Annotated in this window: 18 protein-coding genes; 7 read left to right on the top strand and 11 right to left on the bottom strand. The window is 67.3% G+C overall.

The window, feature by feature from the left end; translation table 11 throughout:
* Nucleotides 1–2 precede the first annotated feature (2 nt).
* Nucleotides 3–1,037, top strand: coding sequence for a LacI family DNA-binding transcriptional regulator (locus CWS50_RS06015; RefSeq protein ID WP_127842056.1), 1,035 nt, complete (start codon nt 3–5; stop codon nt 1,035–1,037).
* A 179-nt stretch (nt 1,038–1,216) separates the two neighbouring features.
* Here the strand turns inward: CWS50_RS06015 and CWS50_RS06010 are convergent, their stop codons facing one another.
* The 4 genes from CWS50_RS06010 to CWS50_RS05995 form a co-directional block, all read right to left on the bottom strand.
* Nucleotides 1,217–3,316, bottom strand: a complete 2,100-nt coding sequence (locus CWS50_RS06010) for a sucrose-specific PTS transporter subunit IIBC (RefSeq protein WP_180342482.1) — start codon at nt 3,314–3,316, stop codon at nt 1,217–1,219.
* Nucleotides 3,317–3,530: 214 nt separating this feature from the next.
* Nucleotides 3,531–5,096: a glycoside hydrolase family 32 protein gene (locus CWS50_RS06005; RefSeq protein WP_127842054.1), complete on the bottom strand. Its 1,566-nt coding sequence runs from the start codon at nt 5,094–5,096 to the stop codon at nt 3,531–3,533.
* A 74-nt stretch (nt 5,097–5,170) separates the two neighbouring features.
* Entirely contained in the window at nt 5,171–5,407 is a 237-nt protein-coding gene (locus tag CWS50_RS06000; RefSeq protein ID WP_127842053.1) for a hypothetical protein, read from the bottom strand.
* Nucleotides 5,404–6,639: an inorganic phosphate transporter gene (locus CWS50_RS05995; protein WP_127842052.1), complete on the bottom strand. Its 1,236-nt coding sequence runs from the start codon at nt 6,637–6,639 to the stop codon at nt 5,404–5,406. The genes CWS50_RS06000 and CWS50_RS05995 overlap by 4 nt, the downstream gene beginning before the upstream one ends.
* Before the next feature lie 270 nt (nt 6,640–6,909).
* On the opposite strand from CWS50_RS05995, the gene CWS50_RS05990 reads away from it, so the two are divergent.
* Nucleotides 6,910–8,499, top strand: a complete 1,590-nt coding sequence (locus CWS50_RS05990; RefSeq protein WP_127842051.1) for an Hsp70 family protein — start codon at nt 6,910–6,912, stop codon at nt 8,497–8,499.
* A 159-nt stretch (nt 8,500–8,658) separates the two neighbouring features.
* Here CWS50_RS05990 and CWS50_RS05985 read toward each other — a convergent pair whose 3' ends face one another.
* The 5 genes from CWS50_RS05985 to gndA all read right to left on the bottom strand — a co-directional run bounded on the left by CWS50_RS05985 (nt 8,659) and on the right by gndA (nt 13,510).
* Nucleotides 8,659–9,606 (bottom strand): aldo/keto reductase, encoded by a 948-nt coding sequence (locus CWS50_RS05985; RefSeq protein WP_127842050.1) that lies wholly within the window; start codon nt 9,604–9,606, stop codon nt 8,659–8,661.
* 73 nt (nt 9,607–9,679) lie between these two features.
* Nucleotides 9,680–10,201, bottom strand: a complete 522-nt coding sequence (locus CWS50_RS05980) for a MerR family transcriptional regulator (protein ID WP_127843290.1) — start codon at nt 10,199–10,201, stop codon at nt 9,680–9,682.
* A 419-nt stretch (nt 10,202–10,620) separates the two neighbouring features.
* Nucleotides 10,621–11,412 carry a transcriptional regulator FtsR gene (gene ftsR, locus CWS50_RS05975; protein ID WP_371855187.1) on the bottom strand — a complete coding sequence of 264 codons (792 nt, stop codon included), beginning with the start codon at nt 11,410–11,412 and terminating at the stop codon, nt 10,621–10,623.
* Nucleotides 11,409–11,858 carry an FHA domain-containing protein gene (locus CWS50_RS05970; RefSeq protein ID WP_127842049.1) on the bottom strand — a complete coding sequence of 150 codons (450 nt, stop codon included), beginning with the start codon at nt 11,856–11,858 and terminating at the stop codon, nt 11,409–11,411. Before CWS50_RS05970 ends, ftsR begins: the two co-directional genes overlap by 4 nt.
* 179 nt (nt 11,859–12,037) lie before the next feature.
* A complete protein-coding gene (gene gndA, locus CWS50_RS05965) occupies nt 12,038–13,510 on the bottom strand; it encodes an NADP-dependent phosphogluconate dehydrogenase (RefSeq protein WP_127842048.1) in 1,473 nt (490 codons plus the stop codon).
* Between the two features lie 375 nt (nt 13,511–13,885).
* On the opposite strand from gndA, the gene zwf reads away from it, so the two are divergent.
* The 5 genes from zwf to CWS50_RS05940 are packed head-to-tail and all read left to right on the top strand — an operon-like array spanning nt 13,886 to nt 18,877.
* Nucleotides 13,886–15,349 carry a glucose-6-phosphate dehydrogenase gene (gene zwf, locus CWS50_RS05960; protein WP_371855188.1) on the top strand — a complete coding sequence of 488 codons (1,464 nt, stop codon included), beginning with the start codon at nt 13,886–13,888 and terminating at the stop codon, nt 15,347–15,349.
* A complete protein-coding gene (locus tag CWS50_RS05955) occupies nt 15,346–16,368 on the top strand; it encodes a glucose-6-phosphate dehydrogenase assembly protein OpcA (protein WP_127842047.1) in 1,023 nt (340 codons plus the stop codon). Before zwf ends, CWS50_RS05955 begins: the two co-directional genes overlap by 4 nt.
* 19 nt (nt 16,369–16,387) lie before the next feature.
* Complete coding sequence (gene pgl / locus CWS50_RS05950) at nt 16,388–17,266, top strand: 6-phosphogluconolactonase (protein WP_243118477.1); 879 nt, start codon at nt 16,388–16,390, stop codon at nt 17,264–17,266.
* Between the two features lie 9 nt (nt 17,267–17,275).
* Complete coding sequence (locus CWS50_RS05945) at nt 17,276–18,370, top strand: HNH endonuclease family protein (RefSeq protein WP_164860089.1); 1,095 nt, start codon at nt 17,276–17,278, stop codon at nt 18,368–18,370.
* Nucleotides 18,371–18,403: 33 nt separating this feature from the next.
* Nucleotides 18,404–18,877, top strand: a complete 474-nt coding sequence (locus CWS50_RS05940; RefSeq protein WP_127842046.1) for an RNA-binding S4 domain-containing protein — start codon at nt 18,404–18,406, stop codon at nt 18,875–18,877.
* Between the two features lie 17 nt (nt 18,878–18,894).
* Here CWS50_RS05940 and CWS50_RS05935 read toward each other — a convergent pair whose 3' ends face one another.
* Complete coding sequence (locus CWS50_RS05935; protein WP_127842045.1) at nt 18,895–19,767, bottom strand: HAD family hydrolase; 873 nt, start codon at nt 19,765–19,767, stop codon at nt 18,895–18,897.
* 170 nt (nt 19,768–19,937) lie between these two features.
* On the bottom strand, nt 19,938–20,837 hold the full coding sequence (locus tag CWS50_RS13795; protein WP_279221966.1) for a hypothetical protein: 900 nt from the start codon (nt 20,835–20,837) through the stop codon (nt 19,938–19,940).
* Nucleotides 20,838–21,141 lie beyond the last annotated feature (304 nt).

Below are 21,141 nucleotides of genomic sequence, written 5' to 3'. Positions count from 1 at the left end.
CTGTGCCTGCTCGCCGCGAGCCAACTCTGGCTGACGTTGCTGAGGCAGCCGGCGTCTCTCTCACCACCGTTTCCCGGGTCCTTAATAATCGCGGCTATTTGTCCCAGGAGACTCGCAACCGGGTGGCCGCTGCTGTCAGCAGGCTTGGATACAGGCCGAACCAGGTGGCTCGTGCGCTGCACGGCAAGTCGACCCGGTCGGTAGGGCTTATCGTTCCGACGGTAAGGCTCCCGTTCTTCGGAGAGCTTGCCGAGCACGTGGAGGACGCGCTGGCTGATCACGGCTACCAGACATTTATCTGCAACTCCATGGGTAGGGCAGACCGTGAACGAGGCTACCTTGACCTGCTGATCTCCCATCGTGTTGACGGTATTATCTCTGGCGCCCATAACGAGGACATCCCTGAGTATGGAACGGTTCGCATGCCTCTGGTCACTGTCGACCGGATGCTGTCGCCAGATATTCCTGACGTGCACTGCGACAATGAGGAGGGTGGTCGCGTTGCCACTACGCACCTGCTGACTCGGGGCTCCCGTCGTCCGGCCCTTCTGACGTCCCGGTCCGGGGCGCATAACATGCGGGAGGCCGGGTACCGCTCGGTCCTGGCCGAGGCCGGGATCGAGCCCGTGGTCCTGACAGCCGACTTCCACATCCCTGATGCCGAACGTCCCGGTGTGATCCGTGAGCGCCTAGACGCTGTCGCGCACCTCATCGACGCCGTGTTCGCCACGGACGACCTGTCCGCAGCGGATGTCCTGGAGTGGGCGGTCTCGCGAGGCCTTGCCGTACCGGAGGAGTTCAAGGTCGTGGGCTTTGACGGAACGTCCGCCATGCGTCGTGCCGTCCCAGGCCTGACGACGGTCCAGCAGCCGATTGCCCGTATCGCACACCGTGCTGTCCGTATCCTCCTCAGCCAGATTCAGGGCAGCCGCGTCGACAGCGTGGACAGTTCCGACGAGGACGGCAAGGACCAGGTGCGCGACCAGGTCATCAACCTCCCCCTGGGAGTTACTTTGGTAGAAGGTCGTACGGCCTGAGACCGGGTGCTGTGGCTGCGTCCCCCTGGCAGCACCATGTGGGCACGATGGTGTTCTCCGACATCATCATCCACGTATGCGCTGTGGCTGGGTGACTCCCTACCGGGAGTCACCCAGCCACAGCGCGTCAGCAGACGGTAAGGCCGGGTCCACGACACCGGGCCAGGGGGCCAAGGGGCCTAGACCTCCACAGCCTCTTGCTTCTCCTTGGCGTCCGCGCTCTCCTCAGAGGCAGAGGGTGCGGCATCCTCCTTCTCAGGATCGGTCCTGTCTGTGTCAGCCTCATCGGAGGACGACGTAGCGACCGCGAAGAGCTCGTCACCCCGCAGAACAGTGCCCGCCCCCTTCTCCTCAATGCCTGAGAAGCTAGCCGCGTTAGAGACCACGACCGGAGTCACCGTCTTGTAGCCCGCAGCCTTCACGGCAGACCAGTCGACCTCGACCAGGGGCATGCCACGCAGGACCTTGTCCCCGACCTCTACCTTGGGGGTGAAGTGCTCTCCCTCAAGCTGAACGGTGTCCATGCCCACGTGGACCAGCAGCTCGATGCCGCTGACTGACCGCAGACCGTAGGCGTGACCAGTGGGGAAGGCGGCAATCACCTCTCCGTCGACAGGGGACACAACCGGCCCCTCAGCAGGAGACACAGCCATACCGGGGCCCAGCATCCCGGAGGCGAAGGTCGAGTCCTCCACCTCGGACAGCGGCAGCGCGTTGCCCTGGACCGGCGAGGAGACGAGGAAGTCCTCAGCAGCGTCCTCAGAGAACTCGACCGTCTCTGCGTGCTCCGCCATCGCCTCAGCCTCCAGCTCGGCCTCATCCACGTCCTCGGCCTCGTCCCCGGCGAGCGAGGCTCTCCCCCGGGTAGTGCCGTAGGCGAAGGCCGCGCCGAAGGCCAGGGCGAAGACGACCAGCTCGACGATGATGTACCTGATGATGTCGTCGGGCACGATGGACACGAAGCCGACAAACCCGGCTGCCCCCAGGGCCTGGGAGTGGATGTCCAGCAGGGACACGAGGGCGCCGCCGACGCCAGCGGCACCCAGGCCGATGAAGAACGGCCACCGCAGACGCAGGTTGACACCGAAGATGGCCGGCTCGGTGATACCGAAGACGGCTGAGGCACCACCGGCACCGGCAAGACCCTTGAGCTTGGCGTCCTTGGTCAGGAAGAAGACCGCCAGAGCCACAGCACCCTGGGCCACGTTGGCCATGGAGGCGATGGGGAAGATGAAGGAGCCGGCGCCGCCCGTACGCATCTGGTCGATCAGGGGCAGCTCGACAGCGGGGAAGGACTGGTGCAGGCCGGTCACGACGATCGGCGAGTACACCAGGCCGAACAGGAGGCCTCCCAGCGGACCAGCCGTGTTGTACAGCCACTGGAGTCCGGCAGTGATGCCGTCGGAAAGCTCACGGGTAAGCGGACCGACAATGACAAAGGTCAGGAACCCGGTGACCAGCAGGGTGATGAGGGGCGTGAGAAGGAAGTCGGCGGTACCGGAGAGGCGCTTGTGCAGCCACTTCTCAATAGTTGACATGATCCACACGACGCACAGCACCGGGATGACCATGGCCTGGTAGCCGATCTTGTCCACGTTGAGACCAAAGAGCTGCCAGGTCTCGATGGTCCCTGCCTCGGTGGCAGCCTGGATGTCGTAGGCGCTGGTCAGGCTGGTGGAGACCATGGCCGCACCCATGGCGGCGCCCAGGTAGACGTTGCCCCCGAAGCGCTTGGCCGCAGAGAATCCGACCAGCACGGGCAGGAAGGCGAAGGCGGCCGAGGACACGAGGTTGATGAGGTCGGCGTAGTCGCCCAGCCACGTGTACCGGTCGGTGAGGCCGTAGGTGGTGCCGTCGGCGTTCTCGAAGAAGCCAGCCGTGAGCACGTTGTTGATGGCCATCATCAGACCACCGGCGATCAGGGCGGGCAGGATCGGCACGAAGATGTCCGCGATCACCTTGATGAAGCGCGAGACCACGTTGCCGGACTTGGCGGCCTCCTGCTTGGCCTCGTCCTTGGAGACCTCCTTGACACCACCGGTCTGGACCATCTCGTCGAAGACGATGTCCACGTCTCCGGGGCCGACGATGATCTGGAACATGCCGCCCGCGATAAAGGTTCCCTTGATGTCAGGGTCCTTGTCGAGGGCCTTCTGGTCCACCTTGTCCATGTCGTTGATAACAAGGCGAAGACGCGTAGCACAGTGCGCTGCCGCGTTGATGTTGTCGGCGCCACCGACGTATGTCAGGACGTCCTTCGCCACGCGGGCGTGATCCATTGCCACCCGGGGTTCCTTTCTTGTTGACGGGACCGCTGGTCAGGGAGGGCTGAGGAAGCCCGTTTCGCTGGGATCGTCGCTGACTCCCGTTCGGTCCGCACCTATGTCAATCGATGGTCACACTACCGTGGACACCACCGCCGCGCAACCGGTAGACGGCCTGGTACCCGGGCTGGTGCACTGGCCCGGGACCAGCCTCAGGTCTCCGCAGAGGTCACCGTGGAGCCACCGCGCCGTCGTGCAGGCGCAGGCTGCCGCGAACTAGCAGCCGGGCTCCAGCAGCACCGCCAGCAGCACCGCCAGCAGCAGGACCGACAGGGTCGACGAAGCTGCGCAAGGTGAAGGCAAGGTCGCCGTCACCAACAAAGACCTCGGTCACAGATCTGTCGTGAAGGACCTCCAGGACGGGGGTGCAGCCAGGAGGCAGGGACACAGTGCGTCGCTGCCCGTGCTGGGTGTAGCGGGAGGTCGAGCGGTCGACGGTCAGAGCGCCTTCTCCCAGCATGATGTCCACGTGGCTCGACTCCGAGCCGATACGCAGCCCCCAGGCCCCTGAGGTCGTCTCCGCCTGGGCCTCCAGCCGCAGGTACCAGGACCTGCTGCCCCCCAGCTCAGCCACGTCATGGCTTCCGGTCCCCAGCACGGCTCCCACCACGCTGGGGCGTGACGCGCGGTCGGCCCAGGGGACAGCAGGTCTCTGGACGAGGCGGCCTCCCCTCAGGCTCAGCACCCGTGGCACGGTCAGGGCGTGAACCCAGCCACCGGTACCGCCGTCGGGCTCGATAGAGGGCTGGTCGTCCTCTGCGGCGTTTCCCGCCCAGCCCATCATGAGAACAGGTCCCGGCTCACTGGGACGACGTGCGAAGACCTGGGGGGCGTAGAACTCGAAGCCCCTGTCAACCTCGTAGAAGGTGCCGTCGCAGTCGCGCAGCTGGGTGCCCTCCAGGCGTCCTACGGTGTAGACGCAGGGGAAGATGTTCTCGAAGCCCTCCCGCTGCGGACTGATCCCCTGGGGACAGAAGATGAGCACATCACGCTCCTCCCCCGTGGCCTCGTCACTCAGGCGCACGATCCCGGGGCACTCCCACATGTAGCCGAACCTGTCGAAGGCACCGCCTGCCCCAGGGAAGGAGAGCTCACCCTCCCAGGCCCAGGTCACCAGGTCGCTGGAGCGGTAGAGGACGGCGGCACCGGTCTCGTCACGGCGCTGAGCCCCTACGAGCATTCTGAACTCACCCGGGCGGTCCGGGTCACGCACCACCATCGGGTCCCGGTAGTGGGCGGTGTAGCCCTCAGCGTGGGTGGGGACAAGAGGGTTGCCCGGCCACTTGGTGAACCTTTTCAGGTCCGGGCTGGTGACCAGGCACTGGCTCGCTGTGCGCTCGTCAGTGGCAGGATCCTTGAGGTTGCCGGTGTAGAAGAGCTGGAACGGTGCTGTCGCGGGGGCGCCACTGACCTCCCCCCGGTCCAGGACGACGGCGTTGCCGGAGTAGGCGCCGGAGGCGTCGTAGAAGGAGTCGGGCACCACGGCCGGAGGGTGGTGCTCCCAGCGGGAGAGGTCGGTGGAGGAGGCGTGGCCCCAGTAGACGAGCTTGCGGTGGGGGTGGAAGGGGCTGAACTGGTAGAAGACGTGGAAGGTCCCGTTGTCGACCAGCAGGCCGTTCGGGTCGTTGAGGCGCCCCACGGGGGGCACGACGTGGAATATCGGGTAGTCAGGATCGCTGGACGCCCGTGAGGAGGCGACTGCGTCACGGGCCAGAGCCTTAAGGTCCTCATGCACGGAGAAAGGCTAGCAGCTGGTAGGGCTCAGCGTGCCCGGACAGAGCGGGAAAGAGGCCTGGGAGGGGCTGGTCGTCAGCGAAAGTACGGAATGATGAGCCAGATACCGTACAGCGTGAGAGCTCCTGCCAGAAGGAGGCAGGCGCCTGCACCCACCTCGGCGGCCATCGGCCCCCTGGAGCGCCCCTGCCTGCGCCCGGCATGAGCCATGTCAAGGAGACGAGCAGCCAGCGAGACGACCGTGACGACAAAGGCTGCGCCCAGGATCGTCACTACGGTGACCTGCGCCAGTGACGCCCAGTCGATCATCATGCGGCGGTCTCCTTCTCCGGGACTCGTCGTGAGTGGTCGGCCTCACCGACCAGCTCGCTCTTGACCTGGTCAACAGTGCGGGGCTTACGGACAAGCTCGGGATCAGGCCGTCTGGCAACGACGACCTCGTCGGCGTCGTTGACGTTGGAGAAGTCGACCCGGTGGTGGCTGGCCTGGCGAATGATCAGCAGAGCCCCGCACAGCAGCAGGATGATGACCGCGATCGTGCCCGCCAGACCTCCAGCGACCGCGACGAAGGACGTCAGCGCCCCGACCATGCCCGCACACGGCAGGGTCACGAGCCAGGCAACGCCCATCTTCGTGAAGGTGCTCCAGCGCACACTGGTGCCACGACCGATACCCGACCCCAGGATGGAGCCGGTGCAGATATGGGTCGTGGACAGGGCGAAGCCCAGGTGAGACGAGGCCAGGATGGCAACGGTGGAGGAGGTGTCGGCAGCAAAGCCCTGGGGGGACTCGATGTGGACCAGCCCCCTGCCCATGGTGCGCATGATCCTCCAGCCGCCGGAGTAGGTCCCCAGCCCGATCGCCAGCCCTGCCGCTGCGATCACCCACCAGTAGGGGCCGGACCCTGGCGTCTGGTAGCCGCCGGCGACAAGCACCAGCGTGATAACCCCCATGGTCTTCTGGCCGTCAGAGGTGCCGTGGGCGAGGGCGACCATGGAGGCGGAGACTCGCTGGCCGCCACGGAACACCGACAGGGAGAGACGGCTCGTAGGACGCGCGAGGCGGTACGCCAGCCAGGTCGCCAGGGCAGCTGTGGCACCAGCGACGCACGGGGCGAGCAGGGCCGGCAGCATGATCTTGGACAGCACAGTCCCCCAGTGGATGCCTTGGCTGCCGGTAGCCACCATCACCGCGCCGATAAGCCCGCCGAACAGGGCGTGGGACGAGGATGAGGGCAGGCCGAACAGCCAGGTCACCAGGTTCCACAGGATGGCGCCTGCCAGACCCGCCAGCACCATCTCCGGCGCCGCCTGTATCAGTGCGTCGTCGAACAGGCCGTGGGAGATCGTCCTGGCGACCTCGGTGGACAGGCAGGCCCCGACGACGTTGAGGACTGCGGCGAGGAGAACCGCCCTGCGCGGTGCCAGCGCACCGGTGGCTACCGAGGACGCCATCGCGTTGGACGAGTCATGGAACCCGTTGGTGAAGTCGAAGACGAGGGCCGCCACGATAACGACGACAACGATAAAGAGTGTGCTGCTCATGCCGTTTCCGGTCGAAGTCTGAAGGCCGGCGCCCCGGCCGCCAGTGATGACGGCTCGGAGCGTATCCCGCCTCGGGTCGGTTGGGTCAACACAACCCACCTACATTCTTACCTCTCCAGGGTCGTGATCGCGAATGTTGCCGCCGAGCCCACAACCTCCCCCGGCTCCCTGGCGGGACAGAGGCCGCCACCGCGGCCCTTCGTCCCGATACACAGCCCGGTACGCGGGACCTCCCGCAGCTTTGTCGCTTACCACGATAGGGTCCTTCCCATGGCAGCGCACAGCGGACCCTCCCTTGGCACCACACTTGAGTCTCTCACGGATACCGACCTGGGGATCGACCTGGGCACCACCCGCACGGTTGTCGTGCGGGCCGACCGCGGTAACTACCCTGTCCTGGGCTTCGCCGACGAGCACGGCGACGATCACGACTTTCTCCCGTCACTGACAGCGCTGTATGAGGGACGTCTCGTCCACGGTTTCGACGCCCGTGACGCCGCCCGTCACGGCGCCCCGCTGCTGCGCAGCCTCAAGAGGCTGCTCGCCTCCCCCACCATCACCGCCTCCACCCCTGTCGTCCTGGGTGACCGGCACCTGACCGTCCTGGAAGTGCTGACCGACTTCCTCCACCACCTGCGCGCGCGGCTGGAGTCGCTGGACATTGATGTGTCACGCTCTCGTGTGGTCGTCGCCGTGCCGGCCCACGCCTACGGCGGCCAGCGCCTGCTGACGCTGGAGGCCTTCCGGGCCGCAGGCTTCCGCGTCGCTGCCATGCTGAACGAGCCCAGCGCAGCCGGCTTCGAGTACACCCACCGCAAGGCCGCGACGGTATCCTCCAAGAGGACTCGCGTCCTGGTCTACGACCTGGGCGGCGGGACTTTTGACACGTCCCTGGTCGACGTGGTCGGCACCTCGCACGAGGTCCTGGCCTCCCACGGCCTGGGCGACCTCGGCGGTGACGACGTGGACCTGGTGGCAGCCTCCATGGTGCTGGAGCGGGCCGAGGTCGCTGAGGAGGACCTCTCCCCCGCCGAGCTCGACGAGCTGCTGGAGCAGTGCCGTGACGCGAAGGAGCGCCTAACTCCCCAGAGCCGTCGGCTGGTGGCGGTGCTGCGCGGGCAGGACGTCGTCATCCCGGTGCCAGAGCTCTACCGGGCCTGCACCCCGCTGGTGGAGCGCTCTCTGGCCACGATGTCTCCCCTGGTGGGGCGGCTTGACGACGGCAGCCCCGACCTGACTGACATCGCCGGCGTCTACCTGGTGGGCGGGGCCTCAGGTCTTCCTCTGGTACCTCGGCTCCTGCGGGAGCGCTTCGGCCGACGTGTGCACCGCTCCCCCTACCCGGGCGCCTCGACAGCGATCGGCCTGGCTATCGCTGCGGACCGCACCAGCGACTACGACCTGACCGACCGGCTCTCACGGGGCTTCGGGGTCTTCCGTGAAGCAGATGGCGGCAGCCGTCTCGTCTTCGACTCGATACTCAGCCCTGACTCCGTGCAGGCATCTCCCGGTGGGCGCGAGGGCACGGTCATCACCCGGGAGTACGGGGCAGCCCACAACATCGGCTGGTTCCGCTTCGTGGAGTGCGCCGGGGTCGACGACTCCGGTGAGCCGCGTGGCGAGATCGCTCCTTACCAGGACATCGTCTTTCCTTTCGAGCAGCGGCTCCGCGAGGAGGAGGACCTGCGTCACCTCCCGGTGGAGCGCCGGGACTACGGTCCACGAGTCCAGGAGCACTACCGCATCGACGAGAACGGCCTGGTGCGAGTCACGATCACCGACCTGACTGACGGCTACAGCCGCCACTACGTGCTGGGCCACCGCACCGACATCGACACCCTCCCGCTTGAGCGGTCGTGAGCGGTGAGGTCCTCCCCGAGGGAGATATGAGGACCCGTCTGGGCGGCTGGCAGGTGGAAGGGGGGAGCCAGCCGCCTCAGGCAGCAGCCACATCCCGGGTCAAGGAGCGGGTAGCCCGGGTGACGGAACCCAGGCCGCTGAGCCAGGCCAGGACCTGGCTCAGCCCTGGGCCGCGTCTGAGACCTGAGTCAGGAGGCGAGACTCCTCCTCGTCCAGCTCCAGGCTGAGCGCGGGGAGGATGGCTCGCAGCTGGTCCAGGTTCCTGGCCGAAGGCAGAGAGGCCGTGACCCCAGGGCGGCCACGCAGCCAGGCAAGAGCCACAGCGGCAGGCTCCACCCCGTGCCTGTCGCCGATGTCAGTCAGCACGTCGACAACGGCGAAGCACTCCTCGCACAGGTAGCCTGACACCATTGCGGCGCGGTCTCCGTCTGTCACCTGTCCGCGACGGTACTTGCCAGTAAGGAATCCTGCTGCCAGCGGGAAGTAGGGAAGCAGGGCCATGCCGTAGGACGCAGCCACTTCTCCCCTGCCGCCGACGCCCTCCACCTCGCTGCGGTGCAGCAGGTTGTAGTGAGGCTGGAGCGCGACCGGGGCGGCACAGCCCAGTCTCGACGCAGTGAGCATCCACTGCTCGATACGCCGCGGCGTGTAGTTGGACAGCCCGATGTAGCGCACCAGGCCGGAGCGCCGAAGGTCCTCGAAGGTGCTGATCGTCTCCTCGAGAGGGGTGTCAGGGTCGTCAAAATGGGCGTAGTACAGGTCCACGACGTCGGTTCCCAGTCGCTCCAGGGACTCCTCCAGCGCCCGACGGATATTGGCGGGAGCCAGCCCCTCCCGCCCGGGCTTGGTGGAGACCTTGGTGGCGATGACGACGTCGTCACGGCAGCCACGGGACTCCAGCCAGGAGCCGATGACGGACTCCGACTCCCCACCGACATGACCAGGCGCCCAGTGGGAGTAGCCGTCGGCAGTGTCGATGAGGCGGCCTCCGGCACCAACAAAGGCGTCAAGGACGGCATGCGACGTGGCCTCGTCCGCAGTCCACCCGAAGACATTGCCGCCCAGTCCTAGGGGGCCGACGTCCAGGTCAGCGATCATATGACTCATGTGTCCTCCCGGTCGATATGTGTGCCTCACCCGGCATTCCCGACAGCCAAGGAGACAGACGGGTGCGAGCGGCTCACACGGCGTGGTCCCTCCTGGCTGCGCGGCGTCTTGCCAGCTCGTCCTCGACGGCAGGCGCCCCGGCGGCGTGGTCCACCGGTAACTGGGCCAGCGTCCCCTCGACCTCGTGCCACACCCGCCCCACGGCGATGCCAAAGACTCCCTGCCCCCCGGCAACCAGGTCAACGACCTCCTCAGCCGAGGTGCACTCGTAGACGGAGGCCCCGTCACTCATGAGCGTAATGGAGGACAGGTCCTCAACACCTCGCAGGTGGAGGGTCTTGACCGCCGAGCGGATCTGCTGGAGGGACACCCCCGTGTCCAGGAGCCGCTTGACGATCTTGAGCACCAGGATGTCCCTGAAGGAGTAGAGGCGCTGCGAGCCTGAGCCCTTGGCCCCGCGCACCGAGGGCTCAACCAGTCCGGTCCGTGCCCAGTAGTCAAGCTGGCGGTAGGTGATGCCGGCTGCCCGGCAGGCCACGGGGCCCCGGTAGCCGGAGTGGGGCTCCAGGTGCTGAAGCGGGTCACCGAAGAGCATGCCCTGGACGCGGTGGGGCGGTGGTACCGCGGCACTGGCTTCGTTGACGCTCACTTGCCTGCTCCTGTCGGGTTCGAGGTGACTGCGCGGACTACGCTCGTGGTGGGCTGCTGTGGTGGGGGCGGCTGGTTCCTGGTAGCCACAGGGCCACGATAGATCCAGCCGGGTCGATGCTCAATGACGGCCACGCCCCGTCAGGGAGACAGCCGGGACGTCAATCTTGGGATGAGGTTGAGGAAAAGGGCGAGAACTCCGCTCCCGGGCCAAGGCGGTTCCGAGAACCAGCAGTTCCAGAGCCCTAGAGTGGGACATACCACACAAGTGGTCACACTTGTCACACCAGCCCCACAGGGTTGTGTGGGTGGCGGGCTGCCCACCGGCACTCCCACACTGCCCCGGCACGTGGAGGTAGGCCGACCTCAGGACAACGCGTCGACAGCACGGTGCAGGAGCACATCGTGCAGCTCCCCCACGAGATCAGCCAGGGCGCGGGCCGACTCCTCCCCAGCGTCGCGGGACCGGGACCGCCGAGGTGTGACAGCCTGGTCGATAGCGTCGGCCTCACGCTCAGCAGCGCTACGTACCGACCGCAGGTTGCGCAGCGGGACGCCCAGTCGAGTGATCTCCAGAGCTAGTCGCACGGTCCGCAGGCTGCCCGAGGAGTAGAGGCCACGTGCGTCGGGGCTGATCAGGCCGATGCTGACAAGCTCGTCAACCTGGGACTCCCGGGCGCCCGACAGCGCCAGGAGGGAGTCGAGGTCCATGGGGCCGGAGTCAACGAGCCTGCCGTCACGCGCCACGACTCGCGCCACCGGAGAGACCGCAGCGGCGCTGCCAGCGTCCAGCGCAGCCAGACGCTGCCTGATGACGCTCAGGGGCAGGTACTCGTCACGCTGGGCACGCAGCGAGTACCTGAGCCGTTCGATGTCTGCCTGGGAGTAGCGGCGATATCCGTTACCGACACGGTGCGGGGAGATCAGTCCCGCACCCTCCAGGTACCGGAGCTTGGAGATAGACAGCGCGGGAAACTCCGGTCTCAGGGCGTCGACGACCTGGCCGATCTTCATCTCCGGTCTCCGGGACATCCCGTGCGGCCACGTCCCGGAGACCTCAGGCAAGGGGGGCTCCGGGGAGGAGACAGTGTCCTTAACAGTGTCCCTGACGTCCTCCCTGCCCCTCCTGCCGCCGGCCCTCGCGGAGGACACGGTCACTGCGCGGCTGTGGCCTGCTGGGGACCGGGGTGATACGTCATGCGGTACTTTCCGATCTGGACCTCGTCTCCCGCCTGGAGGACTACCTGCTCCACCCGGGTGCGGTTCACGTAGGTGCCGTTGAGGGAGCCCGAGTCCCGGACACCGTAGCCGCCCTCCGGCAGGGAGGAGAACACCGCGTGCTTGCGGGAGACGGTGACGTCGTCCAGAAAGATATCGGCACGGGGGTGGCGGCCCACGGTCGTCTCCGCAGCGTCCAGCAGGAAGCGCGCACCTGTCGTCGGTCCATGGTGCACAAGCAGCAGCGCAGTCCCCGGGGGCAGGGCGGCAATCGCGGCAGCATCCTGCTGGTTCAGCCCGGTCAGCGGGGAGGGCGCGGGGCTGGCGTCAACAGCCCCGAAGGCCTGGGTGGAGGAGGGATCCTGCTCGATCGGCGTGCTCGACATACCTGCCCCTCTTGGTCGTTGCGGCGCCCGGTGCGCCGCCTCGGGAACCACCATACCGTTATCGGCAGGCACGTCGAGGCCAACAATCCCGGGGTGGTGGCAGGAAACTGGCTATCTAGGTGTGCTCCCGGACAGCCCGCCTTCACCGTACTGGCCGCCGCAGGCTGGACCAGGCGTGCTTAGACCCATTTCTCCTCCTGGCGGCCTTCAGCGGTCCACAGGGTGTGGTACACGCCTGTGGGGTCATCCACCCGGTGGTAGGTGTGGGAGCCGAAGAAGTCACGCTGTGCTTGGATGAGCGCGGCAGGAAGCCGGGAGGCACGCAGCTGGTCGACATAGGCCAGCGACGCGGCGAAGGCTGGTGCGGCCGTGCCCGACAGGGCTGCGGTAGCCACGACCTGTCGCCACGCGGGCAGGACGCGGGCCAGCGCCCGGGAGAAGACTGGTGCGGTCAGAAGGCTCGCCATCTGAGGGTCCTCCTGGTAGGCCTGGGCGATGTCGTCCAGGAAGCGTGCCCGGATGATGCAGCCTGCCCTCCAGATCCTGGCCATGTCACTGAGCACGATGTCCCAGTCGAACCGCTGCGAGGCGGTGGCGATCTCGTCGAAGCCCTGGGCGTAGGCAGCGATCTTGGAGCCGTAGAGAGCCTGCCTGACGGAGTCGATGAAAGTCTGCCGGTCGGCGTCCTGGAGCGGCGCAGGTGCAGCCCCCGGGTCGGCTCCTGCCGCGCGCACCGCGGCACGGGCCTGGTAGGAGGCGGAGGTGGCGCGGGCAAAGGTCGCCTCAGCGATGGCAGGGACAGCCACGCCCAGCTCCAGGGCGGTCTGTGTGGTCCACACCCCGGTGCCCTTCTGCCCGGCGGTATCCACGACGACGTCCACAAAAGGCTGCCCGGTAGCGGGATCCGTGTGGGAGAGCACCTCGCTGGTGACGTCAATGAGGTAGGAGTCGAGCTCGGAGTCCTTCCAGCTGTGGAAGACCTCGGCAACCTCCGGCACAGTCAGGCCCCCGACATGACGCAGCAGGTCGTAGGCCTCGGCAATGAGCTGCATATCGGCGTACTCAATGCCGTTGTGGACCATCTTGACAAAGTGCCCCGCACCGTCCGGGCCCACGTGCGTGCAGCAGGGTGCGCCCCCGGCGTCGGCGGCGATCGACTCCAGCATCGGTCCCAGCCGTCGGTAGGACTCCTCGGTGCCCCCCGGCATGATGGAGGGACCGAGCAGCGCTCCCTCCTGGCCACCGGAGACCCCCATACCCACGAAGTGCAGCCCCCGGGAGCGCAGGGCCTCCTCACGCCGCCGGGTGTCGGTGTAGAGGGTGTTGCCAGCATCGACGATGATGTCACCGGGCTCCATGAGGTCAGCAAGCTCGGAGATGACCTCCTCGGTGGCCGCTCCCGCCTGGACCATGACGATCGCCACACGCGGGACACGCAGGGAGGCGACGAAGTCGCGGAGCCTGCTCGCCGGGACGAAGACCCCTTCCGAGCCGTGGCTGTCCATGAGGCGCTCGGTACGCGCCAGGGTGCGGTTGAACAGGGCCACGGTGTGGCCGTGGCGGGCCAGGTTGCGGGCCAGGTTCGCACCCATCACCCCCAGTCCGAGGACACCGATATCGGCTGAGGCCGGTGCAGGAGTGAAGTCAGTCATGCGGTGCGTCTCCTCGCTCTCCCCATACGGGTTGTCTCTCAGGATGGTACGGAAAAGTATGGTCCGGCCGCAGCCTGGACGCCTGGTGCCACAGGGGCGAGCCTCCACAGGCGAGGGACGGCTCCGGCACCTGCCGTCACCGGACGATATAGTAGTGCTGGGACGCTGCCGTGACTGTGTCCCACCAGCGTCCCCACCGACCCGGATCGGCGTCGGCCCGCGACGTACCCCAACCTCAGGAAGGCTCGCGTGCCCGCTTCTGACTCCTCCAGCTCTTCGCCACTGACATCGCCTCCCTCGCCGTCGGCGCCCAACCCGCTGCTCGAGGCCCGTGACCTGCGCCTGCCTCGTATCGCTGATCCCTGTGTCCTTGTGATGTTTGGCATTACTGGTGACCTAGCACGTCACAAGCTCCTTCCCGCCGTCTACGACCTGGCTAACCGGGGCCTGCTGTCCCCACGGTTCTGCCTGGTGGGGGTGGGCCGCCGTCCCTGGAACGACGAGGACATGCGTCGCTACGTGAGGCAGGCTGCCCTCTCCGGGGCCAGGACGCCGTGGCGGCCGGCGATCTGGGAGCAGCTCGCCGCTGGGATGCGCTTTGTGGAGTTTGCCTCCTTCGAGGACGACACCGCCTACCGGAGCCTCACCGACGTCGTCACCAGCCTGGACACATCCCGGGGAACTGGGGGCAACCGGGCCTTCTACCTGTCGATCCCCCCGGGCTGGTTCCCCGCCGTCACCGAGCGCGTCGCCCGCTCCGGGCTGGTAGACGAGGCGGCCGGCTCCTGGCGCCGGGTGGTTGTTGAGAAGCCCTTCGGGCACGACCGGGCCTCGGCCAGGGAGCTGGACGAGCTCGTGGGCAGGATCGTGCGGCCCGACGACGTCTTCCGCGTGGACCACTACCTGGGCAAGGAGACGGTCCAGAACATCCTGGCGCTGCGGTTCGCCAACACGATGCTCGAGCCCCTGTGGAACCAGCGCTACGTGGACCATGTCCAGGTCACCATGGCTGAGGACATCGGCATCGGGACCCGGGCCGGCTACTACGACACGATCGGCTCGGCGCGTGACGTCATCCAGAACCACCTGCTCCAGCTCCTTGCCCTGACCGCCATGGAGGAGCCGACCTCGATGGAGGCCCACGCCGTCAGGGCGGAGAAGGAGAAGGTCCTGGACGCGGTGCGCCTGGAGCGTGACGGCGTTCTGGACCTGGGGCTGACCACGGCCAGGGGGCGGTACGGGGTCGGGTTCCAGGGGGGCCAGCAGGTCCGTGGCTACCTGGAGGAGGATGGCGTCGCCCTTGGCTCACGTACAGAGACCTATGCTGCGGTGCGTCTGGAGATCGCCAACCGACGGTGGGCAGGAGTCCCCTTCTACCTGCGCACAGGCAAGCGGCTGGCCCGTCGCGTGACCGAGGTGGCTGTCGTCTTCAAGCAGCCGCCGTTCCTGCCCTTTGCCCAGGCTGCTACCACTGGCCTGGGGGCCAACACGATCGTGCTGCGTATCCAGCCCGACGAGGGCATCACCCTGAGGCTGGCCTCCAAGGTTCCCGGCACGCAGATGGAGCTGCGCGACGTCACCATGGACTTCGGCTACGGGGCCTCCTTCAACGAGGAGTCTCCGGAGGCCTACGAACGCCTTATCCTGGACGCACTCCTGGGTGACGCCCCGCTGTTCCCCCACCAGCGCGAGGTAGACCTCTCCTGGAGGATCCTGGACCCTGTCATTGAGTACTGGGCGTCCTCAGGCGCCCCCGAGGAGTACCGGCCCGGGTCCTGGGGCCCCTCCAGCGCCCACGACCTGCTGGCTCGTGACGGCCGTACCTGGAGGCGTTCATGATCACGACGCTCACTGCCACGACAACTACCGAGGTCGTCGCTCAGGTCCTGGAACAGGAAGGCTCCTCCGGGTCCTCACGAGTCCTCACCCTGGTGATCTCCACCAGTCCCGAGGGGCTGGAGGAGGCCCTGTGCGCGGCCCACGGTGCCAGCCTCGACCACCCCTGCCGGGTGATTGCCGTGGTGACACCGTCCGTCGGCACCTCCTCTCACTCAGAGTCCCACAAGACAGGCACAGGGGCGGGGGGCCACGAGCACACCTCCTCCGGAGGGCACCTGGACGCCCAGGTCCGGGTGGGCCACGACGCCGGCGCGGGCGAGACGATCGTGCTCTTCCCCTGGGGTGAGGCCGCCGAGCACACCGACACCCTGGTGGTGCCCTTCCTCTTGCCGGACACGCCCGTCGTGGTGTGGTGGCCGTGGCGAGCACCTGCGGCCCCGGCCAAGGACCCCCTGGGGCTCCTGGCCACGACCCGGATCACCAACACTCCTGCCCAGAAGGACCCAGCGGCCGCGTTGGCCGCTCTGGCCCCGGTGTCAGTGCGGGGTGACATCGACCTGGCCTGGACACGGATCACCCTGTGGCGGGCCATGGTGGCCTCCACGCTGGACTCTGCGGTGCGCTCAGGAAGGCTCAGCAGCATCCAGGTGGCGGGTGAGCCCAGGAACTCCTCAATCCGTCTCATGGAGACCTGGCTGCGCCTGCGCCTGGGGGTGGAGGTCACCAGGCGCGACGAGCCAGGAGCCAGGGGGATTGCCTCGATCACGGCTCGTACGCCAGAGGGTGACATCGTCATCGCCCGCCACGACCACGAGCGGGTGACGGTCACACGTCCAGGTTGGACAGGCCCACAGGTGGTGACCATGGAGCGCCGGGAGCCGATAGCAACCCTCAACGAGGAGCTGCGCCGCCTGACCCCGGATCTTGTCTACCAGGAGGTCCTCACCGCCTTCGGCAAGGACCTCTCAGTCCCTGCCGCTCCGCAGCTCGGCCAGATACCTGCTCAACCGTCCCGCTAGGAGGACAACAGTGGTACCAGTGGTACAAGGCGACAGCGCAGCCGCTGCGACGCAGGAGGCTGCACGTAGCACCCTTGAGGCCGCGACACGTAGGCTGGCGCGGCCGACCCTCCAGGTCAGCGACTCCCTCTCCCAGGCTGCTGCGGCCGCAGCAGCCGACACCGTCCGTGCCCTGGCGGAGGCGGTCGCTGCGCGAGGAACAGCCCACCTGGCACTCACCGGAGGTTCAGGAGGCATGGCCCTGGCTGACCACCTGGCCCAGGAGCTGGCCGGGGAGCCGATCCAGGTACGTGAGGCGGTGCACCTGTGGTTCGGTGACGAGCGCTTTGTCCCCGCCGCCGATCCCGAGCGCAACGACCTGCTGGCAGCACCGCTAGTCCGTGTCGGCGTCCTGGACAGCCAGGTCCACCGTCTGGCAGGTCCCGAGGTCGTCAGCAGCCTGGAGTCCTCCACGGACGTGCTGATGCAGGACCTGAAGGCTCACCGGCTGGACCGTGACCCCTTCGACGTCATTCATCTGGGGCTGGGGCCCGACGCCCACGTGTGCTCCTTGTTCCCCGGCCACCCGGCGGTGCTGACCACAGGGCGGCCTGCGGTAGCGGTACGTGACTCCCCCAAGCCTCCGCCGCAACGGTGCTCACTGACCTTCGAGGTCCTGCACCGTGCACGTCACGTCATGGTGGTGGTCGGCGGGCAGGGCAAGGCGGAGGCAGTCACCCGGAGCCTGGGTCCCATAAGCACCACAGGCAGCGCTGCGGACGACGCCGTAGACGCCGTAGACGCCGTAGACATTGTCACTGCTCCCGCCTCCTGTGCCCGGGGGGAGCAGACGACCTGGTACCTCGACGTCGAGGCTGCCTCAGGACTCGGTGGTGTCCAGCCGGGGACCAGAGCCTGACGGTCACAAGTGCGCAAGGACAGGAACGGCAGGGTCACTGCCTCCCGGAGGGCTCTCGCGCTGGTCAGTGCCCTGGTCGCTGCCAGCGCGACGGCGACGTGCGCCCTCGCGCTGGGCCACCCTGGTACGGGGCCGTGGGCCGCAGCTGCTGCTGCCGACCCTGAGGCCCAGGTGCCCTGGGACGACCGTCAGGCTCTCGTGCTGGACACGCGCGAGGCCCTGGCAGCTCTTGACGACCTGCCTGCGGACTCCCCCGCCACACAGTCCTGGGCAGAGGGCGGCTCACGCACGGGCTGGTTCGGTGATGCATGGAGCGACGTGGACGGTGACGGCTGTGACACCCGTAACGAGATCCTGGCTCGGGATCTCACTGACCTCGACTTCTCACGCGCCCCAGGCTTGCAGAGCCAGGAGGAGGGGCGCGGTGAGGGTGCGTCGGTGTGCCCTGACGCCACGGTGTGGTCCGCGACCCTGCACGATCCGTACACGGGAGCTGAGGTTCCCTTTGAACGTGGTCAGGACACCTCAGCCGCAGTGCAGATCGACCACGTGGTACCACTCAATTACCTTTACGCGCACGGGGCCTGGACCTGGGACCAGCACACCCGGGTACTGGCAGCCAATGACCCGCTGAACCTGCTCGCCGTGGACGGACAGGCCAACCAGGAAAAAGGTGCCTGTGGGCCCGCTACCTGCCCGGTCGGGTCCTCCGAGACTGGCTCCTGGCTCACTGACGCCGACGGGGGCTGGTGGCCGCGCCGCGAGTACCGCTGCGAGTACGCGCGGCGCTTCGTCTCAGTCTCCTCCGAGTACGGGCTGGGACTACCTGATGCTGACAAGGACGCGCTACGGGCCACGTTGTCTGACTGCCTCGCTGGTGGTGACGGTGCCTCCTCTGCCCTGGAACGGGCTGCTGGGTCGGCACAGGACATCAGCACCGAGATCCTGCGCCACCCATGGTACTCGGTGCTCGCTGCCGCAGGTGCGGCTCTTCTGGGCTGGGGCCTGGTACGACGGGGCCTGACGAGGGTCAGGCCCCGTCGTACCAGGACGTCGTCGCGGCGACGGGCACGACGACGGACAGGAGGTCGTCGAGGCCGCTGACGGTGGGGAGCAGGGACACTAGAATCGAGCCTGATGACTCGTGCTTCAGCAGATAGGTACCGTCCGACGAGAGCCCCTCGGCAAGCAGAGGGGGGCGACCCGGCCTCGGCCCGTGTTGACGTGTGGCTGTGGAGCGTCAGACAGGTAAAGTCACGGTCCGCTGCCACCGCCGCCTGCCGGGCCGGACACGTTCGTGTCAACGGTGAGACCGCCAAGCCCTCCCAGCACCTCACGGTCGGGGATGAGGTACGTCTGCGTGTCAACGGCTTTGACCGCTATCTTCGGGTCGAGCGCGTCCTGGTCAAGCGCGTGGGCGCCCCGGTGGCGCGTACGGCCTTTACCGACTTCTCCCCTCCCAGGCCCTCCCCCTTGGACGCCCCGGCAGCAGTAGTGCGCAGCCGAGGCGCTGGTCGGCCTACCAAGAAGGAGCGCCGACAACTCGATGCCCTCATGGGCGGCGGTCGGCACAGGAGCACCCCGTCTGCTCACGGCGACTCCGAGGCATAGCCGGGTCGCAGCCCGGATCAGGCCTCGTCGCGGCAGATCCGGGCGAGAAGCTCGTAGATCGTACGCAGGACGCCGTCCTCGGTATGAGCGGGAGCAACGTGCGTGGCCACGGCACGGACCCCGGGGTGCGCGTTACGCATCGCAAATCCCAGTGCGGCGTGCTGGTAGAGGTCAAGGTCGTTGAGGTAGTCGCCAAAGACCGCTGTCTGCTCCGGTGCCACTCCCAGGCGCCTCTGCAGGGCATGGAGAGCCCTGCCCTTGGAGACCTGAAAGGACATCATGTCCACCCAGTGCTGCCCTGAGACCACGGTCTGAACCCCGGGAACAGCGGCTGCCAGCATCTGCGAGCTCCCGTCCTCGACGTCGCCGAAGTCAAAGACAGCTACCTTCAGGGCGGAGCCCAGGGAGACCGACATGAGGTCGTCCACGACCTCCAGCTCCTTGTAGTAGAGGATCACCTGCTCCAGAAAAGCCGGATCCTGGCGCTCGACATAGGCACAGTGCTTGCACGCCAGCACGGCCCCCACGTCATATCCGTCGATGCGCAGGTCCCTGACAGTGGTGATGGCAGCAGCAGCCTCCTGGGCACTGACAGTGTCAGAGTGGATCTCCTCCTGCCCCTGGACCACCAGGGCTCCGTTCTCTGCGATCACGGGACTGTCGTCCACCTCCGGCCCCAGGACAGAACGGAGGTTGGCCAACTGGCGTCCTGACGCAGGGGCAAAAGTGACACCACTAGCCCGCATGTCCGACACAGCCCGGGCGAACCCAGGAGGCACCCTTCCCTCTCCGTCGACAAGAGTGCCATCCATGTCACTGACAACAAGCCGCAGGTCGACGCTGGCGGGCAGGGACAGAAGGAGGTCGGGCTCAAGGGGCGCGTGTTCCACGGACCGATCCTCTCAAGGATCAGTCCGGCGAGGAAGATGAACCCGCCGCAGCATCGCCCGAGGTCCGGGAACCGACCGGACCACGGAGACGGCATACCGTGCGGACGGAGCCACCTGCCCGAGCGGCCCCGGAGACCCCGGACAAGCCCGAGGTAACAACAGCAGCAGGGTCAGATGTCCCGCCGACGACGCATCAGGACAATGAGTCCGACGACAACTAGCGCCTGTGAGATGAAGGCCGCTGCCACACTGGCACCAGTGAGGGCCAGGCCCTCATCCATGGGTTCGTTCCCCGTCTGCGCGGCGGCCGTGCCAGAGGGGGACCCCGCAGCGGGCGACGCTGTAGCATCACCGGGAGAAGTTGTGGGCGAGGAACCCTCGGTAGCCCCGGAAGATGCGGACGGGTCCGCAGAAGGATCCGCGCTGGAGCCGTGCTCCCCAGGGGGTGGAGGTGCTGACGGCGTCACACTGCCTTCTGGCTGGGTGTCGTCGGCTCCGCTCCCGGGGTCGGTCCCGGTGCCGGGGTCCGGCTGGGTGCCGGGGTCCGGGTCAGTACCAGGGTCGGTCCCGGGGTCGGTCCCGGTGCCGGGGTCCGGCTGGGTGCCGGGGTCCGGGTCAGTACCAGGGTCGGTCCCGGGGTCGGTCCCGGTGCCGGGGTCCGGCTGGGTGCCGGGGTCCGGGTCAGTACCAGGGTCGGTCCCGGGGTCGGTCCCGGTGCCGGGGTCCGGCTGGGTGCCGGGGTCCGGGTCAGTACCAGGGTCGGCCTCGTCCTGGTCCTGCACCTGGTCCACAGCAACGATGGTGACGTCATCTGAGGTGGTGTCGCCGGTATAGACAGCATGGTTCCGGATACCGCTCCAACCGGAGGCGTCGTCTCTGGAAGCAGCGGTGCTGCCCGCGCCCCAGGGGGCAGCCGTGCTACCGCTGACCCTCGTGTCGTGGGAGGGTGCCGCTGGCTCGCCGCCTTGAGCACTGCCCAGGAGGCCATAGGGTGCTGCGGAGGCAGAGGAGGCAACGACAAGCGGCAGGACCGTCAGTGCGGTCGCGGCTACGGCACGCTTAATCGTCATGAGTCAGTCGTTCTCTCTGTCTGGGCTACGGCAACACGCGGACGGTTCCCGAAGGCTATTGGATATCTGCGCCGACGCGCAGTGGGCACGGATAGTTTGAGGGGTCCTTCTCATCTACTCAACCATAATTGCCTCACATGTGATACACCGCAAGATCGTGACCTTCCTGACTGTCGTCAGATGAGCTGGCGTACCAGCGTCTCCCTTGCTACTGCTGGCATCTGTCGTAGCCCAGGCACTCACCCGCCCAAGGCAGACGCTGTAGTTTAACCGTTACCGGGCGCCTTGCCTGAGTGGTACGTGA

It is taken from the genome of Actinomyces wuliandei (assembly GCF_004010955.1).
Taxonomy (GTDB): domain Bacteria; phylum Actinomycetota; class Actinomycetes; order Actinomycetales; family Actinomycetaceae; genus Actinomyces; species Actinomyces wuliandei.
The sequence above is the reverse complement of the archived record's forward strand: the minus strand, read 5'-3'. Positions and strand labels throughout refer to the sequence as shown.